The sequence below is a fragment of the Lysinibacillus sp. PWR01 genome, assembly GCF_043359455.1.
Taxonomy (GTDB): Bacteria; Bacillota; Bacilli; order Bacillales_A; family Planococcaceae; genus Lysinibacillus; species Lysinibacillus fusiformis_F.
In genome coordinates, this window is sequence record NZ_JBHERJ010000032.1 from 1 (window position 1) to 15,224 (window position 15,224).

The 15,224-nt window shown below is 33.6% G+C and carries 15 protein-coding genes; 1 reads left to right on the plus strand and 14 read right to left on the minus strand.

Features of this window, described 5'->3' with window-relative positions; translation table 11 throughout:
• Positions 1–26 precede the first annotated feature (26 nt).
• From ACEVFT_RS04250 to ACEVFT_RS04315, 14 genes are all read right to left on the minus strand, one after another.
• On the minus strand, positions 27–248 hold the full coding sequence (locus ACEVFT_RS04250) for a hypothetical protein (protein ID WP_393948271.1): 222 nt from the start codon (positions 246–248) through the stop codon (positions 27–29).
• 65 nt (positions 249–313) lie between these two features.
• On the minus strand, positions 314–595 hold the full coding sequence (locus tag ACEVFT_RS04255; RefSeq protein WP_036124835.1) for a Fe-S cluster assembly protein HesB: 282 nt from the start codon (positions 593–595) through the stop codon (positions 314–316).
• Entirely contained in the window at positions 592–2,361 is a 1,770-nt protein-coding gene (gene arsA / locus ACEVFT_RS04260; protein WP_393948272.1) for an arsenical pump-driving ATPase, read from the minus strand. Before arsA ends, ACEVFT_RS04255 begins: the two co-directional genes overlap by 4 nt.
• 1 nt (position 2,362) lies before the next feature.
• On the minus strand, positions 2,363–2,722 hold the full coding sequence (gene arsD / locus ACEVFT_RS04265) for an arsenite efflux transporter metallochaperone ArsD (RefSeq protein ID WP_393948274.1): 360 nt from the start codon (positions 2,720–2,722) through the stop codon (positions 2,363–2,365).
• A 1-nt stretch (position 2,723) separates the two neighbouring features.
• Positions 2,724–3,143, minus strand: a complete 420-nt coding sequence (arsC, locus tag ACEVFT_RS04270) for an arsenate reductase (thioredoxin) (RefSeq protein WP_393948275.1) — start codon at positions 3,141–3,143, stop codon at positions 2,724–2,726.
• A gap of 12 nt (positions 3,144–3,155) precedes the next feature.
• Positions 3,156–4,214: an ACR3 family arsenite efflux transporter gene (arsB, locus tag ACEVFT_RS04275; RefSeq protein WP_393948277.1), complete on the minus strand. Its 1,059-nt coding sequence runs from the start codon at positions 4,212–4,214 to the stop codon at positions 3,156–3,158.
• The gene (locus ACEVFT_RS04280; RefSeq protein ID WP_393948278.1) at positions 4,207–4,533 is read right to left on the minus strand and encodes an ArsR/SmtB family transcription factor; all 327 of its coding nucleotides are present in this window, start codon (positions 4,531–4,533) and stop codon (positions 4,207–4,209) included. The genes arsB and ACEVFT_RS04280 overlap by 8 nt, the downstream gene beginning before the upstream one ends.
• Before the next feature lie 255 nt (positions 4,534–4,788).
• Entirely contained in the window at positions 4,789–5,235 is a 447-nt protein-coding gene (locus ACEVFT_RS04285; RefSeq protein WP_393948279.1) for a MarR family winged helix-turn-helix transcriptional regulator, read from the minus strand.
• A gap of 91 nt (positions 5,236–5,326) precedes the next feature.
• Positions 5,327–6,391: a flavin-containing monooxygenase gene (locus ACEVFT_RS04290; protein ID WP_393948281.1), complete on the minus strand. Its 1,065-nt coding sequence runs from the start codon at positions 6,389–6,391 to the stop codon at positions 5,327–5,329.
• A 258-nt stretch (positions 6,392–6,649) separates the two neighbouring features.
• Positions 6,650–8,458 carry a TnsD family Tn7-like transposition protein gene (locus tag ACEVFT_RS04295; protein WP_393948283.1) on the minus strand — a complete coding sequence of 603 codons (1,809 nt, stop codon included), beginning with the start codon at positions 8,456–8,458 and terminating at the stop codon, positions 6,650–6,652.
• Between the two features lie 40 nt (positions 8,459–8,498).
• Positions 8,499–10,127, minus strand: coding sequence for an ATP-binding protein (locus ACEVFT_RS04300; RefSeq protein WP_393948285.1), 1,629 nt, complete (start codon positions 10,125–10,127; stop codon positions 8,499–8,501).
• Positions 10,124–12,274 (minus strand): Mu transposase C-terminal domain-containing protein, encoded by a 2,151-nt coding sequence (locus ACEVFT_RS04305; protein WP_393948288.1) that lies wholly within the window; start codon positions 12,272–12,274, stop codon positions 10,124–10,126. Before ACEVFT_RS04305 ends, ACEVFT_RS04300 begins: the two co-directional genes overlap by 4 nt.
• Positions 12,255–13,088, minus strand: coding sequence for a TnsA endonuclease N-terminal domain-containing protein (locus tag ACEVFT_RS04310; protein WP_393948290.1), 834 nt, complete (start codon positions 13,086–13,088; stop codon positions 12,255–12,257). Before ACEVFT_RS04310 ends, ACEVFT_RS04305 begins: the two co-directional genes overlap by 20 nt.
• Positions 13,089–13,303: 215 nt before the next feature.
• Complete coding sequence (locus ACEVFT_RS04315; protein WP_393948292.1) at positions 13,304–13,513, minus strand: hypothetical protein; 210 nt, start codon at positions 13,511–13,513, stop codon at positions 13,304–13,306.
• 309 nt (positions 13,514–13,822) lie between these two features.
• Between ACEVFT_RS04315 and ACEVFT_RS04320 the strand changes: the two genes are divergently transcribed.
• Positions 13,823–15,043, plus strand: coding sequence for an Abi family protein (locus tag ACEVFT_RS04320; protein WP_393948294.1), 1,221 nt, complete (start codon positions 13,823–13,825; stop codon positions 15,041–15,043).
• The last annotated feature ends 181 nt before the right edge of the window (positions 15,044–15,224 follow it).

A 15,224-nucleotide genomic window follows, 5' to 3' on the forward strand; every position in this document is an offset into this window, starting at 1 on the left:
ATCTATTTAAGCTTTTGTGATAGTTATTAACACACTTCAATTTCACACATGATTTTATCAATTTCTTTTATAGCTTTTTCAAATTGCAACCATGTAGAAGTGCCGTAACGATCCATATCCCCTTTAAAGAAGAAATCAAAAGCAAACTCTTTAGCCTGTATCAATGTGTATTCCCTACTATTCATAATTAACTTTAAATACGCTATAAAATAATCTTTAGTTAATACGCTAGCATGGTTTACTGTCATTATTGTATCCTCCATTCAATGGATTGAATAATTGCTACGACAGACAGTATATTTAGGATCACTCGTTAGCAAGATGTCGGTGAGTATCCAACTAATACTAAACCTAGTTCACCATTCTCTTCTTCTGCATGGATCGTAACATCTGTTAATTGCGGTGCAATATCAGGATGAATTGCGACTTCGATACCTTCAATTGTTTGAATTGCATCTTCTTCTGCTGGTGCTTCTAAGCCTACACCTAAATTAACTCCACAGCAGCCTGCAATACCAAAGAAACGAAGCGTTTTAACCTCTGAATCAGCTAATACCTGTTCTAAATAATTTTTACCTTCTGGACTCATTTTCATTTGGTTTTCTCTCCTTTTAATTCATGTAAGCCTTGTGTTCCAACCGGTGGTGTTTTTACCCATGGAATGGCCACAAATTGATTTTTGCTGATAGATCTAACTTCCTTTAGCCATTTCGTTTCAGCTTGTTGTTTTTGAATTAATGTTGGACTTGTTGTATAGATAGATGAAAATGTCTGATTAACAACCCACCAATCAACAGATAATCCAGCACGGTGTAAATCTTCTTGTAAGCGCGAAGCTTCATAAACAGGTGTTGCTTCAGGAAGAGTTACAATGGCAACACTCGTATAAGAGGCATCACGCAACCTTGGTAACAAGTTAGAAACAGCTGGAGGAATATCCCCTTGTGAACGGCTTATTTCCCGATGATAAGCTTCTGTTGCGTCTAGTAAAAGCAACGTATGCCCTGTTGGTGCGGTATCAATAATAATGACTTCATCTTGATGATTTTCTACAACGTTAGCAAATGCTCGGAATACAGCTATTTCCTCTGTACAAGGAGAAGCCAAATCTTCTTTCACAAATGCTAAACCTTCCTCATTCATCGTTTCACTTGCCTTTGCAAGCACTTCTGCTTCATAGTTTGCCACTTCTGCTTTTGGATCAATACGACTGATCGTTAAATTTTTAACGTTATCATCACCGAATGTCCAATTGAGATGTGCGGCAGGATCTGTTGTAGTTAAATGTACATGAGTACCCTCTTCCGCTAATCGTAATGCAATATAAGAAGCCACCGTTGTTTTTCCAACCCCACCTTTACCCATCGTAAAAATGAGTTTCGGCTTACGCTCTAAATAATCTGCAATCATTTCTTCTATCTCAGGAATCTTAGTTTCTTCATTTGATTCATCTTCATGTATAACTTCTTGGTCAGTCATCCATGCTTGCATACGCTCAATACTTGATAATGAGTACGGTACAAAAGGTAAGTAGAAATGCTCAAATTGATTTAGTTCTTCAGGAATTCTTGCTATTGCATCAGCTTGACGTGCAATGAAAGCCTCTTCGATATCATCAGTAGAATTGGCATTGCTCATATATCCATTAATTAGTAGGGTCTGATTTTGAATACCTATTTCAAACAATTCGCGAGAAGCACGTGCTGCTTCCTTTAAAGGATTTTCTTCTGGGCGTGTAACTAGCATTAACGTTGTTTGATTAGCATTCTTTAAACGTTCAACTGCCTCTTTATAGACTTCACGTTGTGGTTCTAGCCCTTTTAAAGGACCTAAACATGAAGTGCCAGTCGTGTTATCATCTAGAAACGTAGACCATGCAGAAGGCAATTGTAATAATCGTAACGTATGCCCTGTAGGTGCTGTATCAAACACGACAGTGTCAAAATTTCCAATCACTGAAGTATCAGTCAATAGTGATGCAAATTCATTAAAGGCAGCTATTTCTACTGTGCAAGCACCAGAAAGTTGTTCCTCCATATTTTGTAATACCACTTCAGGTAGTTTTCCACGGTACGGGCCAACCATTTGATCTTTGTAATGTTGTGCCGCTTGTTCAGGGTCCAAATTTATCGCAAATAAATTGTCTATGCCTTCAATTTTTGTTGGACTATTAGAAAGCGTTTGGCCAAAAATATCTTGTAAGTTGGATGCGGGGTCGGTACTAATTAAAAGTACCTTTTTCCCTTCCTTTGCAATGGCTATTGATAGGCTACAAGCAACCGATGTTTTCCCAACGCCCCCTTTCCCCGTGAAAAACAGGAATGGGGTGTCTGGGAAATGACTTCTTGTAAAGCGTTCCATCTTACGCATCTCCTTTTAGTGACAAGCGTACTTTTGGCTTTTGTAGTAATTCGTCTTCTGAAAGTCCTGACCACTGTGAAAATTGTTCATTTGTTGGATAGATCCCTTTGCAAAGTAATTCTCCATCCACAAACGTAGCAGGCATGGCATCCATTCCTTCTGACATTAATAGTTGATTGATTGCTTCGTTTTCTACAAAAGCATTTGGCTCGTTTGTAAGATTAAATCTTTCAGCTTCTATGTTTGTTTTCTTTAAATTATTCATAATAAATGACATACGCAATAATTCTGGGTCTATAGAGGGTCCACATAAGCCTGTAGAACAGCACATTGCTGGCTCATAGATATGAATTTTTTTCAATTTATTTCAGCTCCTCAGCTACAAATTGTTCAATGCGTTTACCAATTGCATCACGAACATTTTGGAATACAGCCCACTTCTCTTCATCCGTACCTGTCGCTTTTGCTGGATCTTCAAATCCCCAATGTTCACGACGAACGTGAGGAGGTGTCATTGGGCATTTATCAGCTGCATCCCCACATAACGTGACAACTAACGTGGCGTTGTTTAATGTCTCCACATCAATTAAATCGGATGTATGATTTGAAATATCAACCCCTACCTCCGCCATCGCTTTAATAGCATTCGGATTTACGCCATGTGCTTCAATACCAGCACTTTTAACTGTCCAATTGGTAGGTAGTAATTTCTTTGCCCATCCTTCAGCCATCTGACTTCGACATGAGTTTCCTGTACATAAGAAATAAAGTGTATTTGTCATAGTAATTGCTCCTTATAATTTAATGGTTTTAAAGTATTTTTTCTGCCAACGTAAGGCAACCCATACAAGTCCAATGAGGACTGGCACTTCCACTAGTGGTCCAATAACAGCGGCAAATGCCACGCCACTATGCAGGCCAAACACACCCACTGCAACAGCAATTGCTAACTCGAAGTTGTTGCTTGCAGCTGTAAAAGAAAGAGCTGCTGTGACAGGATAAGATGCCCCAACTTTACGGGAAGAGAAGAACGACACTGCAAACATGATCACAAAGTAAATAAATAATGGAATAGCAATTCGCACTACATCAAGTGGCAGTTCTACTAATTGCTCACCCTTTAAAGCAAACATCATCACAATCGTGAACAGCAGTGCAATTAAAGTAAGTGGTGAAATTTTCGGTAAGAACTTTTCTTCATACCACTGTTTTCCTTTTGCTTTAATCCCAATCCATCGTGTGAGGAACCCTGCAGCAAATGGTATCCCTAAGTAAATTAGAACGCTCTTTGTAATCTCCCACATAGAAATGGATACATTGAAATTCTCTAAACCAAACCAACCAGGTAATACATTTAAGAAAAAGTAAGCAAAGATAGAGTATGTTAGAATTTGGAAAATCGAGTTAAATGCAACTAAACCAGCTACATATTCGCGATCTCCACGCGCTAAATCATTCCACACAATAACCATGGCAATACATCGAGCTAAGCCAATCATAATGAGTCCAGCCATATATTCTGGGTAATCATGTAAGAAGATAATCGCTAAAAAGAACATAAGGAACGGGCCTAGTAACCAGTTTTGTAAAAGTGATAGTAATAGCACTTTCCAATCCTTAAACACGCGCCACATTTCTTCATACTTTACTTTCGCTAATGGTGGATACATCATGACAATTAACCCTATAGCAATCGGTATGGACGTTGTGCCAATAGACATGGACTCTAACGCTTCACCAACATTAGGCATGGTGATACTTAATACAACACCTATTCCCATCGCAACGAATATCCAAAGGGTAAGGTAACGATCTAAAAAAGAAAGCTGTTTTGTTAAAGATTCATTACTCATTTATATTTCCCCCTACATGGCAGCAATCGGTTTCACAATTGCACCCCTTTAAAGGCTGAATTTGTTCTAAAATGCCCTTCATCAGTGGCGTTTGATCTTCTACTAAACGGTAATGTTTCCAAGTCCCTACTTTTCGTTCCGTAATAATGCCTGCCTCCTTTAATTTTCGTAGATGTTGACTAACGGCTGGTTGTGATATTCCTAGCACATCCACAAAGTCACATACACAAACCTCCCCTTTTTTCATACATGCAAGTAATTTAATGCGATTCAAATCAGCTGCTGCTTTTAGTTGTTTTTCAATTAGTGTGTTTTCCATTTATCTGCACTCCTTATATAACTGTTTTCTTATATATTGGTTTAAATAAAATCACCTGGTAAGAAGGTGACATAATCATTATATAACTATATTCTTATATTATGATTTAATGTTTTGAATTGCAACAGATATTTACCCATTTTGAAAAAATTTTTTATACTTTGTAAAAAGCGTACGTTCAGTTACCTAAACGTACGCTTTAAAAGATAGTGATAAAGACTAATTTATCTCCATTAATTTTTCTTTAGTAACGAGTTATGGAGAAGGTGTACAACAAAAGCTTGATTTAGCCATGGCTTTGTTTAAGAGTTCAATTGAACGTAAAACAGTTTCTTTTTCGAAATCATTCAAATGCGAAAAAACTTCATTTAAATAATTGTTTATCATTTGATCAATTGTAGCAGCGAGAAATACACCCTCCACCGTTAATGACAAAATGTACACTCTTTTATCTGAAGTTAGAGGAGTTTTTTTGACAAGATTCATCTTAATAAGAGTTTGAACCTGTCTACTAAATGTAGTAATATCCATTCCTATTGCCTCTGCTATTTGTTGCATAGCAGGATTATTTTGTTTGTCTATCTCATATAGGATATGGCTCTGTATTGGTGTGATATCAATCGAGCCTACAGTACAACATGTTTTATTTAGTAAAGCAAACTTTTGAGTTAAAACTTGAAAAAGTTCACGTTTATTTTCCATTTAATCATCTCCTATAAAGACATATATATTATTTATTTGCAAAATGCAACTAAAATATATTTAACTTTTATTTGAAGATGTTTTCCCTACTTCAAATGTTTCTACTTTTCAAGTGGTGAAGTAACTTTTTCACAACATACTCGGCATCTTCTCCCACCCCTCTTAAAGTTGCAGATGCAAATGATCGTTGTCCTTCTAGTCCCACAAAATACAATCCAGGGATACTGCTAATACCTGCCTTTTGTAATGGCATTCCCTCCACATCTACTGCACCTAGTAATTTCATATAAGGAAGATGTGGTCTGAATCCCGTGGCATAGATAATGGTATCTACTGGCTCCTTTTCTCCATTAGGCCAGATAACTCCATCTTCATAGAAAGACGTAAACATCAAATCCTGTTTTGGATTTCCCTTACTAATTCGATCTTTGTATCTACCTGTGTCATTCACGGCATTTGTTCTGGGTGCAGTTTTACCAAAACGCCAGAAAGGAAAGGTATCAAAACCAATTATTTTCAACCAGTAGTGTATATCCAATCCAAGTAAACGTTGTTTTACAAATTTTATTGGTTGTCGTACTGAAAGAGTAGTTTTGCTAACCTCGGATAATTCAATAGCAATCTGCACAGCCGAATTTCCTCCTCCAACTACGATTACCCTTTGGTTGTGAAATGGCTTTGTATTTCGATACTCTGAAGAGTGAAGTGTTTTTCCTTGAAAAACTTCTCCACCTTGTATTTTAGGAAGATAAGGATTATTAAATGAGCCTGTAGCGTTTATGATTGTTCTAGCTTGAAATATTTCGCCTGTGTCAGTTCGAACAATAAAACCTATTTTATTTTTCTCAATCAAATCTACTCTCTGATTAATTAAAACAGGTAATTGGAACTTTTTTTTATACTCCTGCAAGTATCGAATAACTTCATCCCTTTTAGGATAATGATTCTGACTACCGGGAAACTTCATACCAGGTAAAGAGGAAACACTTGCTGGAGAAAACAATTTAAGACTGTCATAATAACTTGGCCAAGATCCCCCAATTTGATGACTTGCCTCCAATATTAAAAAACGTAGACCTTTTTTCTGTAAATGATAACCTGATGCTAGCCCTGCCTGCCCTCCGCCAATTACAATTGTATCTAGTATTTCTTTCATTTTTATTCTCCCTTAAATTATTTGCATTTTGCAAGTATAAAATAACAATGAAAACAATAATTCTGTTTATCCGGCCTTAACATTTTGATTAATGAATAACTATATAAACCTTATTAAAATCGTCATTACCTAATGTGTAGTTATCTATATACAGTTAATCCTTACATGAATTAGTTATACTTCATTTATTTGCATTTTGCAAGTAAATTCATGAAAAATATAAACCACTTGAATAAGTGGTTTAGGATAGACTACTATTCATGTCGGGTGATTCAAATGAGTCATTATTTCTTCAGCCAAATCATGATAAAAGCTTTCTCTAATACCAGCTTTTCTCACTATTTTCCAAAATTCAAGCTCCTCGTCCCTTAGGTGTTTCACTGACCAATTTATTCGTCTCTTCTGAAAGTCCGTTACACTTTCTTTAACACTATCAATGTAAGCCTTCGTTCGTGGCAACTTATCTGCTTTCTTCTCTAGGAGAGTTAACTGATTAATCGCTTTACCAATACTGCTTGTCGTTATTTTTACAGGCTTTTCTCTGCTATTTAATTCTTCAACTGCTACTTTTACTTTGGCAAGTATTTGAAGATCTCGCTTCGCCCAATCAACCCTATTGTTAGTATCAATATTAGTCTTAACAGACGGAGGGTGGTTTTTTAACCATTCCTTATCTTTCCTATAAATTCGCATATAAAGCGAAGGGTCTCTTTTTCTAAGTTCTGTTCTTGAGAATGTAGGGTATTGTTCGATTAAATCGAGCCACATTTGCTTTAAATCACTTTTAATATTTTTCTTAGTAATGGGCTTACTAATTTTTTTCCTAGAATACTTAATAATTGTTTTCGTATCAACTTTTAATATTTTTGAGCAAGCTTTGTAACTCACCTGTTCTATTTCTACCAATTGGTGGAGTTTGTTCAACCAAGTCTCACCAAACATTTTAATGCGTCCAATTTTTGTTTTATCGTCTTCTGTTTTATCTGGACCCTTACGAGAATAGACAAAGCCACATACACAATAGAAGGTTCCTACAGGCCTTTTACTATCATTACAACGTGAAACTTTCAAGTCAGTAATAACAGGCTGAAGATAGTGTTTGGCTGCAGGATTTAAACATAAATGTGGTCCTTCACCAAATGGGGTGTAATATTTATTTGCATACTGTTTAATTGTATCTACTGATTCACCTAAAAAATAAATTAGCAGTAAATGCCGTACAGGATGAAAAGACTTCCGATGTTTCCTTGTTATTGCTCTTAACCAACAGTTTCCATCTACTCCACTCGGAATTGATTGCATCAATGATAAAAGTTCAGTTTTAAACTTCTTAATAAAGTCTTCTTTTAACCGTCTTTGGTCAATTGTGCCGTTTGTTTTTACATACCCTTCGCGATGTAAGAGGTAATGATAAATCTCTAATAAATTTAACTGATCAAATTTATAATCCTTATTATTTAATTTGCTACTTTCTACAGCAAAATGACGTAGCATACCAAAGTTTACTTTTGAATAATCACTATTTTCTTCACTATTTAAACTATTTTCAATGTTAGGATAAAAATAAGATGAATTACCGGGCCTTATTAAGAGTGAGCTATTTTCAAGTAAGACAGAATGCTTTGAGCAAATAAATACACTTGGTAATTGGTGATATGTCCGCCAATATGTTTCTCCATTCATTTGAATATCTTCTTCATAGCAGTTAGGGCAATACCGATAATACATAGGCTCTTTCACTGTCCAAGCCACTTGACCAGTTGAATAGTGCAAGGAATTATTGCCACAGCCTTTTAACATTGTATCCCTTACACTCTGTTTTATTTCTTTTGAAGTAAAGTTCGTATAGTAGTTATACAATGTATGATAATTTATCCATTCATCAATACTTAAACTTAAAAAAGGATTTACTTTTTCAAATATTATCTCTAAATCAGTAGTTAAATCAGGAATAATATAAGCTTTCTTTTTCCCAAACAAATCTAAAGTTGAATCTTTATTACTTAAATTTCCTGAACGTTTATGGTATCTAGCCAAAACACTATATAATAGCTCATCTTTAAACATTGAAGGAAAAAAGGCTAACATCTATTTTATTTACACACCCTTATACTATTAAGTCATCTAAAGGATTTTTAATATATCCTTCTTCACATAATGCCTCATAAGCAGAGCGTTTATTCTTCTTCCCTTTATCAATTATTGATTTAAGCTTATTTGCTGAAATATTCCCTTTCGTTTCACTCTTCTTTTCTTTCTTTTCCTCAATGTATTGAAGTGATAGAGTCATTAGTTGTGGAATTGTGGACTCAGGTGAATTTTTCATTGCATATTTAGCAGCACTTTCAGCAATCTTTTCCGGAACATCTAAATTAATTAAGGATAGGATTAATTTTTCTAGTATTGGAAGCTCTTTATTTGTACGATCTTGTGCCATCTTTTCTTTTTTAGCTTGAACCTTGGCTTTAAGGTCTATTACCGGCATTCTATTGAGAATATATTCTTCAATATCTATTGGAACAATATCTTCGTATTTTGCAATGTCACTTGGATTTCCTGATTTAAGAGCCTCCAACATAGGTTGAAGAAGTCTCAAATCTTCTTTCGCTACCTTCCGTATAAGTTGAGGGGTTATTTTTTCAATACCAGAATCGATTGCCCTCGCCTGTGCGAGTAAATATAATTTAACAGCAACATCCACAATCCCTTGGCTCTCTTCGTAAACCGTATTTAGTAATTCTTCGGTCAGTTCCGTATATTCATTCGTCCACTGATAATCCCACATACTTGTGATTAATACTTCCCAATCATCATCTTGTTTCATTTGCTGCCATACCATGTCGCCTTGCCCACTGCTTCTACGTGCTTGTCTGAAATCCTTTTGTAACAACGCTTTGGCTTTCATGGTTCCAATAAACATTACGGGTACTCCGATTTCATTCACTAGCGTTACGAAAAAATTCATCATCATCTCTGATGCAGTACCTGATGCTGATAACAAGTGCTGAATTTCATCAATGATTAGAGCGCCTATTGAGTGTAAACGAGCAACTTGTCCCATACGAGTTACCATTGAACTAACTGAATTTGATGGCTTACCATACTTTTCAAAATAATTAGTACCTATCAACGAATCCACTTTTTTAAAAAAGTCCATACAAAGGGTTTTTAATGATCCATCATGTGGACAGTTCAATTTTAACCATACAATTTGAATCAAGTTAATTGGATTTTGATGTAATATTACTTGTGGATAAAGAGATAGAACCCTTTCTATCGCAGATGTTTTACCTATTCCTGGATACCCCATTAAGGTGAAACTTGAAGCAGAAGAACGTATATCTGGCGGTAATCCAAATTCCTCTTTATTAACAAGCTTGTTGTGTAAATCAAGTAACGCTTGAACATGTTTTTTATGTAATGGATTTCGATTTACGTATCCATACCTAATGAAACCTGAAAAACGCTGTTCTAGATTTAATGTTTGATTTATAGGTTGATAAAATCTTGATAATCTAAGTAAAGCATGGTAACGATGATGACTCGATAAATTTCTTTCACTATTATGAAACATGGGTAAAAAGCTAAGTTGATCAAACGCTTCTTCTTTAGAAAGTATCGGAGGTAACGCTTCAATAAGGGGATTCCCTTTATAATCAATTGTTTCTTGTTCACGATACTCAGCCAATAGAACTTCAATACCATTCTCTAATTCAATTGTCTTCCCATTTTTCATTCCTTCTTCTTCCTTCTTTGTTTTTTAAATAATTCCATTATCGTAGATGTTTCAGTTTTTTCATCTTTCTGCTCAGAAGATGCAAAAGAAATAATATTTTCATCATTATTAATCTCAGTTACACCTATTTGAAATGCTTCATGCTCTCTTCGTAAATTTTTTTCAACTTCCCGATTTTCTCTTATATTTTTTATTTTTTCCGTTTTAGTGATTTTATTGTTTTTACCTTGATTTGATGTCTTAATTGCCTCGTCCACGATTCCTTCAATTTTAGTATAAAAATTAATTTCTTCTTGTAACAAACTATGATTTTCATTTTTATATGTGTTTTGTTCAATCATTAGTAATTGTTCAATTTCTTCAAGTACTTTATTTTTGTATCTCTCTTGATGTTCTAAAAGGAAGCACCTTTCAAAAAGTGACTTATCTTTAACGTGAAGATATACAATGTCCATATTTCGAGGATCGTATGAAATATCAACTTTCCAACTTTTCTTTGTTCTAGCTTGAATAAACCATGATTCCTTTATAGCTGTTTCACAGCTATATAACATTCTTTTAAATTTTATTCCCTTTGAGGTTACTGTAGCTGTATCTCTTGGCAATAAGTAAAATTTTATAGTATCAGGATGTTCTTTCCTCAGCTTACCTGCTCTATTTTTAATTCCCCATTTCCAGAGTTCAAGAGGAGTCGGTTTTACATTTTCCTCTATCATCTTCTCATCCCTCATATAATCCTCCATATAGTAGTTTTTGTTATAAAATAAAACAAAATTTATAAGAATTTTTGTATATTGATCTATAGTTAGCTTGGCTTCTAAACGATAATCACTAGCCCCACGTTCCCCAAAATCACTCTGTATGTAACCCGGTAAGAATGGCTTTATTTTACTTTGTGAAGTATCAAACAATTTTTCCACAATCCCCTTCCAGTCTGGTCGAAATGCTGGATTATTCTCTACTAACAAATTTAGCCCTTCAATTAAACTATTCACGTTATATCCCTCTAACTCACCCCTATCCCCTAGAATTATTTCAGGAAGATGCGCCGATGGCCACATTTCATTTGAAACTTCTATTCCATATCTACTGCAATATTCCTTTTTATCTGATGCAGCATTTGCTATTGCCATCATCATTCCTGCCCAAGAAGGACCTTCAAGTCCGATATACATTCCTGTGATCATATGTGTAAATACGTCCACCACAAAATAGATAATTGGTCTACCTACAATATAATCAGAATTATAACTAGATTTTAGATACACATTACCAGTAGTTGCGTCTATTTGATATCGAGAACCTGGCCCCATTACTTCATAAGTTGAAGATCCTAATATTGCTCGATGATCTCGTTCAAATTTTTTCTCACCTTCTCGACTTACTATTGTTTGTTTAATACCAAATTCTTTATTGTACCAATACCTAAATTGTCTTAATGAAGGAATTTTATTTTCATCCTGTATTACTATATATTTTATTCCGTTCTCGTAACGAACTTCATCTGCATAGAACTCCTTTATCATCATTTTATATGCGAATGACAATGAGTTTCTCTTGCTAGAGAAATAATATCTTTTAATTGATTTACGAAATATTTCTCTTGTTTCATCAGTTACATTCATCCCTACACTATTGGTGGTTCTAGGTTTTCCTCTTTTCAATGTACCACTTTTTTTATCTCTTCCTTTACCTCCAGAGTTACTGTAATCTGGAAGTAGACTATTCATAGTTTTTCCTCTCTGCCAGTACTTTCTCAAATATTTATAAGCAGTCATTTTTGTACATACCTTATTATTTACAAGTTCATTTATTAGCTGGCCACGTTCTTTTTTCTTATAAATTGAAGGTTCATCATTCACTAGATTTTTAATAATTGCCCACGCCGTATCCCTCTTTTGTTTCATTCCCTCAGGTAAATTTAAATGGTTAATTAGTATATCTGTGTGATCTGATTCTAATTTGGAATACAAATTTTCTAAAAACCCTTGATGTATATCTTTAACTTTTAAAAGGAATGGTAAGGCATTAGAATCTTCTATATCAATTACATATGTAATAATGTTACTTTCATCAATCCAAAGTAAACGATATACTTTATTACTCGCCAAGTCTTTTATTAATTCATTAACTGATATCGTAATCAATGTTATCCTCCTTAGATACATTTATAATAATTTGATCTAAAGTTAGATTGCTGGGATTAATCTTTTTACTCATATCAATGGAGATATATTTTCGAGCTATAAAATGTTTTATATAACTTAAAGAGGAGCCTGTTTCTAAGTTATAATCTTCATCAAATTTTTTACAAACTGCTAATAAACTCTCTTCATTACCTTTTTTAAAAATCAATAATTGCAATAATAACGTAGAGTAGCTTATATCTTCTTCTGCTAAATAGTAAGATTTATGTACCCATAGAATATTGTTTGCCAACTTTTTAGGAATTTCCTTTTCAGTTATGATCCCCCAACTTATTCCTTGTCTCTCCCAATACTCTCGTTCAATTTCAAACTTTTCAATTACCCGTTTATCTTCAAGTTGTTCACTTGGTTTTACAGTTCTAGCGATATATATTCTTTCAGAGTTTTTTACTACTGTTATAAAGAAATCCGTTGTCATATCTATCGGTATACCTGAACTATTATCTGTAGAGTGCTTAATACCTTTTTCTTCAGCGATACGAGTAGTTGTTTCTACGTTTAAAGGAAACTGTTCCCTTATGTCTACCACGGAATTTTCCCAATCTAATAAGATAAAAAAGTCTCTTTCCAAGTTAGACAGCAATTCATGCTGTCTCTTCGCGGTCCAACCCATTAATCGAGAAGCATTACCTTGTGATGATATATCTTGTATTTTAATCCAAGGTATATAATTTGATAGTTCCCCTTGACCTCTTCCTTCTTTAATATAGTCATTTCTTTTTTTCTCAGACCAATTGTATTTTCTTTTAGACATGAAAAGCACCACCTCGTCGACATAATTATGATTTAGTAAATATTAATTCTAAGATCATTATAACTTTTCGACTTACATATAGATTAATTTATTCCATTTTATATAAATATGTATTTTACAATCGTTTCCACATAAAAAAACGTCCTTTCTGATAACCATGTCTAAGAATGGACGTTTGCTAATATTAGTAACAAAAATACTATATTTTCTTCGATTCACATTATGTTTTTTAACAGCCCTTGATTATATTCAATCCACTTCTCCATTTCTCTTTCTACCGCACGATTTTGCCACTCAAGCCAAATACCAGAACATTCACTACAGTGACTGTCTACCCCAATTTTGTTGTGCAAATCTTTACATGAAATTAAAGTGATTTTACGACATTTATAACAATAAATTTCTTTTTCTTTATAAAATTCCATAACTATTCCTTTCATTTTATTTATATTTATTTCCATCTTAAGAATTGTTAATACTGTACTCTTGCAAAAAAGTTTGTAGCTCTTATAAAAGATAAGACAAGGTAAATTTAATGAATTCTTAATCCATTTCTTAAACTTGAAACAAAAGTTTATCGGACTAAATAATATTAGAAATTTAAATTAACTTGTTCTGAGCAAAATTACATAAGTAAAATAATAAGTGCCAATAGTTCCATTTTCATCTAAAATAAAAATAAGTCTAACTAAAAGTTCACTTACCGAAAAGAAACAATGAAAGAGGGGATATATTTGCCAACCGATAAAGAGTTTAATACCATCGAAAATCAAATTCGATTATTAAAAAATCGCAATTTAAAAATATATAATTTACAAACAACTAAAAATCACCTATTAGATAAAAATTATTTTAATCTTGTTAATGGCTTTGAAACTCTTCTACTTGATGATCCTAAAAATCCGCCGAAAACATACACAAATAAATCGTTTGAAGATTTTGTAAGACTATATGATTTTGATTCACAATTATCTAGTTTGATTTTTAGAAAAATTTCAGAGTTTGAAACAAAATTAAAGACTTCTATTGCATATCATTTTTGTAAAAATCACTGCTCAACTTTAACAGATAATAATAAATATATTGATATTACCTGTTATAAAATCCCTAATAGAACTGATGTTCCAAAAGAATATATTGATTACTTCTATACAGCAGGCAAACCTAACAAATCGCATAAATTATTTAGAGACAATTATTATTATGAAGGACAGTTTAGAGGGAACTTTGACGGGGTTGTAACCTATGAAAAGGTCAAAACAACATTGAAAGGAGTTTTTACAGGCCGTTTCGGTTCAACATCAATTAGAACAGTTACTGGTACCTGCGTATTTTTTAATTCAAGACAACCAGCACTTCTCACAACACTTAAATCTTCAACCTCAGCTGGTGTTGCAGTATTTCTCCCGATAAGAATTATTGGAGAAGAGAGAATATATGGCCTAAATTATATTGATGAGTGTAAAACTAAGTTTCCTTATATCAATGAATACAACAATCCACCATTTTGGGTTGTTATTAAGACTTTAATGTTAAATGATTTAATTGTATTACTATATGGATTAAAAAAACGTACTTTTGATTCGGTGTTAAGAGATTTTAATCTTAAACCTCATGATAAACAAAAATTCCTAAATTCTTTGGAAATTATTAAGGTTTTAAGAAATGCTTGTGCGCATTTTGAATTAATAAATCGTTTTAGGACCCCAAGTGGTCTAAAAATTGATACTCGACTTATTACTGATTTACATTTAAATCCTGAAAAACCGCAATATATCATTAAATTATATGATGTATTAAAAATACTTAAAATGTGCGTTGATTTATCAGAAATTAAATTATTTTTATTAGAATACTGGTATCAAGAGACAAAAAATAACAGCCAAGATATTGCTATTTCCTTACTCGATCGTATGGGAAATTCAAATGTTGATGATTGGATTAAAAATATTTAGTTGATAACAACATGCATATATGATATTATTAGTACATAAAATAACGTGTAGCCAAGACGGCGAGTCAAGCTATCGCAGCTTGCTAAAAGTCCCTAACCATCCTATTTAATAGGATGGTTTTGTATTTATAATGATATTAAATTGATCCCCTCCCCTACTGAACCAGTTAACTGTTGCAACA